This is a genomic window from Mesorhizobium sp. M1A.F.Ca.ET.072.01.1.1 (assembly GCF_004023325.1).
GTDB lineage: Bacteria > Pseudomonadota > Alphaproteobacteria > Rhizobiales > Rhizobiaceae > Mesorhizobium.
Genome location: NZ_RZSF01000397.1, coordinates 1 through 5,210, shown reverse-complemented (window position 1 = coordinate 5,210; position 5,210 = coordinate 1). Strand labels below are relative to the sequence as shown.

3 protein-coding genes are annotated in these 5,210 nt (G+C 64.0%); 1 reads left to right on the top strand and 2 read right to left on the bottom strand.

The annotated features are described in order from the left end of the window. Positions 1–1,079 (bottom strand): lipopolysaccharide biosynthesis protein (locus tag EOA32_RS32680; RefSeq protein WP_145971428.1); only part of this gene is annotated, 1,079 nt, incomplete at its 3' end. A gap of 122 nt (positions 1,080–1,201) precedes the next feature. Beyond that, complete coding sequence (gene secA, locus EOA32_RS32675; RefSeq protein WP_095782409.1) at positions 1,202–3,934, bottom strand: preprotein translocase subunit SecA; 2,733 nt, start codon at positions 3,932–3,934, stop codon at positions 1,202–1,204. A 263-nt stretch (positions 3,935–4,197) separates the two neighbouring features. Here secA and EOA32_RS32670 point away from each other — a divergent pair, with 263 nt between their 5' ends. Continuing rightward, a complete protein-coding gene (locus EOA32_RS32670; protein WP_066990127.1) occupies positions 4,198–5,115 on the top strand; it encodes a peptidylprolyl isomerase in 918 nt (305 codons plus the stop codon). Positions 5,116–5,210: the final 95 nt, after the last annotated feature.

The window sequence follows — 5,210 nt, the reverse complement described above, 5'->3', positions numbered from 1 at the left end:
ACCAGCATCGGCTCGCCGCGAGCCAGCCCCAGCAGCGCCATCGCAAGCGAGGGCCAGAAGGTCCAGGAGACGGTCTCGCGGGCGAAGGCGGCGAGCCTTTCCGGCTCGCCATGGGTGAATTGCGCATAGCGCTGGGCAACGCCCGCCTTGACGGCGAAATAGACGAAATGCACCAGAGCCAGCGTTTTCACGGTGGCGAAATAGACGGCGACGTCATTGGGCTCGAGATAGGCGCCAACCATCAGCACGTCGGCATTGGTGAGCAGGAAGAAAAAACTCTCGACCAGGAAGATCGGCAGCGAGACCAGGAACCACCGGCCGAAATGCACGGTCATCGGCCCGGCCGGGATCTGCTTGTCCATGCGCGAGGTGACGCCCATCAGTTGGCCGAGCGTCGTGGTATAGGTGGCGGCGATCGAGGCGAAGATCGCGGTCTTGGCATCCGGCACGTAGTGCATGGCGAGCATAAGCGCCATGAACACCAGGATCAGCACCGGCCGCACCAGATAGGTCGGCGACAGCGCGAACAGCGCCCATGAGTTCGCCCGCGCCAGTCCCTGAAGGAGGTCGCCCATCGCGATCATCGGCAGGCAGATGACGCCGAGGATGAAGGGAATGACGTAGTAGTTCTCGATCCAGGGCGAGGCGAGCCAGACGCCGAGCGCGCCCAGCCCCGCGATCACCGTCGAAGCGACCAGCACGAACAGCCGGCTCGCCAGCACGATGCCGCGCAGCTCGGCGAGCATGCCGCGCTCGCGATACTCGGGAATGAAACGGATGACCGAGGTGTGGAAGCCGAGGCAGGCGAGATTGCCGACGATGACCATCGTCACCCAGACCAGCACGAAGATGCCGTATTGGAACGAGCCCATCCAGCGTGCCATCAGCACCTGGCTGACGAAGGCGATGACCGCGCTGACGATGCGGATGGAAAAGGCGATCAGCGACATGCGGCCGGCTTCGCCGCGTTCGTCGGCGCTGAACAGCGAGGCGTCGATGCGGCCAAGCAGCGGCCGCATGCGCAGCGCCCAGCGCTGCGGCAAGAACCGCCCGGCAGTCGTCGCCGCGGAAAAGCGCACCCCGAATACTCTCCGTTTTCCGCCTGTTTCCAAGGTTTCGGTGTATGCGAAACACATTAAGAAACGGTTGGGTGGAGGGCTTCCTTCTCCCCGTCATATCCGGGGAGAAGAAGGGAAGGGGATCAAGCGAAGGCGCCGTGGCAGTGCTTGTATTTCTTGCCGGAGCCGCAGGGGCAGGCCTCGTTGCGGCCGACCTTGCCCCAAGTCGCGGGATTCTTCGGATCGCGATTTTCCGGTGCCACCATGGCATGGGATTCCTGGCGGACCAACAACGCCGTCTCGCCGCCCTGGAAGTCGTCCTCGCCGGTGGTGCCGTCGATATGGCTGCCGAACATATCCGGCGCCGACGGCGGCGGCGCTTCAGCCGCCTGGCGGACCAGCTCGACGCGCATCAGCTGCGCGGTCACGGCCTGGCGCAGATTGCCGAGCATGCCCTGGAACAGCTCGAAGGCCTCGCCCTTGTATTCCTGCAGCGGATCGCGCTGGGCATAGCCGCGGAAGCCCACGACCGAACGCAGATGGTCGAGGTTGACGATGTGCTCGCGCCACAGATGGTCGAGCGTCTGCAGCACGACCGAACGCTCGACATAGCTCATGACGTCGGGGCCGAAGCGCTCGGCGCGTTCCTTGGCGGCTGCCTCGGCGGCGGCGGAGATGCGCTCGCGGATGTCGTCCTCGGCGATGCCCTCCTCCTTGACCCAGTCGTCAATCGGCAGGTCGAGATTGAGGTACTGCGCCACTTCCTCCTTCAGGCCGGCGACGTTCCACTGCTCGGCATAGGCGTTTTCCGGGATGTTCTTGGCGACGATTTCCTCGATGACGCCCTCGCGCATTTCGGCCACCGTCTCCGACAGGCCTTCGCCATCCATCAGCTCGATGCGCTGCTCGAAAACCACCTTGCGCTGGTCGTTGGAGACGTCATCGTATTTCAGCAGGTTCTTGCGGATGTCGAAGTTGCGCGCCTCGACCTTCTTCTGCGCCTTCTCCAGCGCCTTGTTGATCCACGGGTGGATGATGGCCTCGTCTTCCTTGAGGCCGAGCTTCTGCAGCATGCCGTCCATGCGCTCGGAGCCGAAGATGCGCATCAGATCGTCCTGCAGCGACAGGAAGAATTTCGAACGGCCAGGATCGCCCTGGCGGCCGGAACGTCCGCGCAGCTGGTTGTCGATGCGGCGCGATTCATGGCGCTCGGTCGCCAAGACGTAGAGTCCGCCGGCGGCCAGCGCCTTTTCCTTCAGCTGCGCGACGTCATCGCGGATCTGCTGTTCGCGCGCCTCGCGCTCCGGGCCGGCGGGCATATCCGCCAGTTCTTCCGCGATGCGCATGTCGGCATTGCCGCCGAGCTGGATGTCGGTACCGCGTCCAGCCATGTTCGTGGCGATGGTGATGGCGCCGGGCTTGCCGGCCTGGGCGACGATAGCCGCCTCGCGCTCGTGGTGGCGGGCGTTGAGCACCTCGAAATTCTTGACGCCTTCCTTGCGCAGGCGCTCGGCCAGCTGCTCGGATTTCTCGATCGAGGTGGTGCCGACCAGGATCGGCTGGCCGCGCTCTCGGGCGTCGCGGATCTCCTTGACGATGGCCTTGTACTTCTCTTCCACCGTCCGGTAGACCTCGTCGTCCTCGTCCCTGCGGGCGACCGGCAGGTTGGTCGGGATCTCGGTGACTTCGAGATTGTAGATGTTGGCGAATTCCTCCGCCTCGGTCAGCGCCGTGCCGGTCATGCCGGCGAGCTTCTTGTAAAGGCGGAAATAGTTCTGGAAGGTGACAGAGGCCAGCGTCTGGTTCTCCGGCTGGATCTGCACATGCTCCTTGGCCTCGAGGGCCTGGTGCAGGCCTTCCGAATAGCGGCGGCCCGGCATCATGCGGCCGGTGAACTCGTCGATGATGACGATCTCGCCGTTGCGCACGATGTAGTCCCTGTCCTTCTGGAACAGCAGGTGCGCCTTCAGCGCATTGTTGACGTGGTGGACGATGGCGACGTTCTCGACGTCGTAGAGCGACTCGCCCTTCAACAGGCCGGCATCGCGCAGCATGTTTTCCAGCTTCTCGGTGCCGTCCTCGGTGAAGATCGTGGTTTTCTGCTTTTCATCGACCTCGTAGTCGGCCGGGCCGAGCTTCAGCATGAAGGCGTCGATGGTGTTGTACATTTCCGAGCGGTCCTCGAGCGGACCGGAAATGATCAGCGGCGTGCGCGCCTCGTCGACCAGGATCGAGTCGACCTCGTCGACGATGGCGTAGGCATGGCCGCGCTGGACCATCTGCGAGCGCTCATACTTCATGTTGTCGCGCAGATAGTCGAAGCCGAGCTCGTTGTTGGTGGCGTAGGTAACGTCGGCGGCGTAGGCCTCGCGGCGCTCGTCGTCGGAGAGGCCATGGACGATGATGCCGACGGTGAGGCCGAGGAACTTGTAGACGCGGCCCATCCATTCGGCGTCGCGCCTGGCAAGATAGTCGTTGACCGTGACGACATGCACGCCCTTGCCGGCGAGCGCGTTGAGATAGACCGGCAAGGTGGCGACCAGCGTCTTGCCCTCACCGGTGCGCATCTCGGCGATGCCGCCATTGTGCAGCACCATGCCGCCGATCAATTGGACATCGAAGGGACGCATGCCGAGAACGCGGCGGGCCGCCTCTCGCACCGTGGCAAAGGCCGGGATCAGCAGGTCGTCGAGCGAGGCGCCATTGGCGAAGTCCTGGCGGAATTTCTCGGTGCGGCCGGCAAGCTCGGCATCGGAGAGCGCCCGCATCTCGTTTTCCAACCCATTGATGGCCTCGACCCGGGGCCTGGTCGCCTTGACTCGGCGGTCGTTGGAAGAGCCGAAAACCTTACGCGCGAGAGCGCCGAGACTGACCATCCAATGGTCCTTTCGATAGCAATTTTAGCCGTTTGCGACAGGCGCCTGGCGGGCCCATCAAATCCGCGTGAATGCGGACAAACGCAAAAAGCGCCCGGAAAACGGTTCTGGACGCCAAGTCGTTGGACAGATAAGAGGGGGCTCAACTGATGTCAACGCCGCGTTAGCCCTATGGGCAGCGCCAAATTCCGCCACAATCGGACTGATCTGGAACCTTCCCGTTCAAGCGATCCTTATCGGCAATCCCCATTGGAGTTATCTTGATGTCCCTGTCGTTCCGCCGCGCGTCGCTCGCCAGCCTTGGCTTGGCCTTCGGGCTCTCGGCTCTTTCGCTGTCGCCGCTGATGGCGCAGGAAACCAAGCCCGCCCAGCCGGGCGCGGCGGCTCCCGCAGCCGCTCCCGTGGATCCCAACGCCGTGGTCGCCACCATCAACGGCGAGAAGCTGACCGAGGCCGACCTCGCGCTGGCCGAAGGCGAGCTGTCGCAGCAGTTCGCGCAACTGCCGCCGGAACAGCGCCGCGCCGCTGCTCTTTCGGCGGCCATTGAAATCCGCGTCATGGCCAAGAAAGCGGTCGACAGCGGCCTCGACAAAGACGCCGATTTCCTGCGTCGGATGGCCTTCCTGCAGCAGCGCGCCCTGCACGGCGAGGTCGTCGAGAAGGAAGTCGTCGACAAGGTGACGGATGCAGATGTCCGCGCCCGCTACGACCAGGAAATTGCCAACACGCCGCCGGTCAATGAGATTCACGCCCGTCACATCCTCGTGAAGACGAAGGAAGAAGCCGAGGCGATCATCAAGCAGCTCGACGGCGGCGCCGATTTCCAGAAGCTCGCCAACGAGCACACGAGCGACCCGAGCGGCAAGTCGAATGGCGGCGACCTCGGCTGGTTCGGTCCCGGGCAGATGGTGCCGGAGTTCGACAAGGCCGCGTTTGCGCTGGATGTCGGCAAGTACAGCAAGGAGCCGGTGCAGTCGCAGTTCGGCTGGCATGTCATCAAGGTCGAGGACAAGCGCGCCAAGCAGCCGCCGGCCTTCGACGACGTCAAGGACCAGGCCAAGCAGGCCGTCATCCGCGACAAGTATTTCGCCATGGTCAAGGAATTGCGCGGCGCCGCCAAGATCGAGATCCCGGACGCGAAGCTGAAGTCGGCGGTCGACACGCTGGAGAGCGGCAAGTAAGCCGGCCCGCCTGAAAGATCGTGCAAAGGGCGCCTTCGGGCGCCCTTTCGCATTTCAGGCGCGCGCTATGCCGCGCACCCCGAGAGAGCCCATGA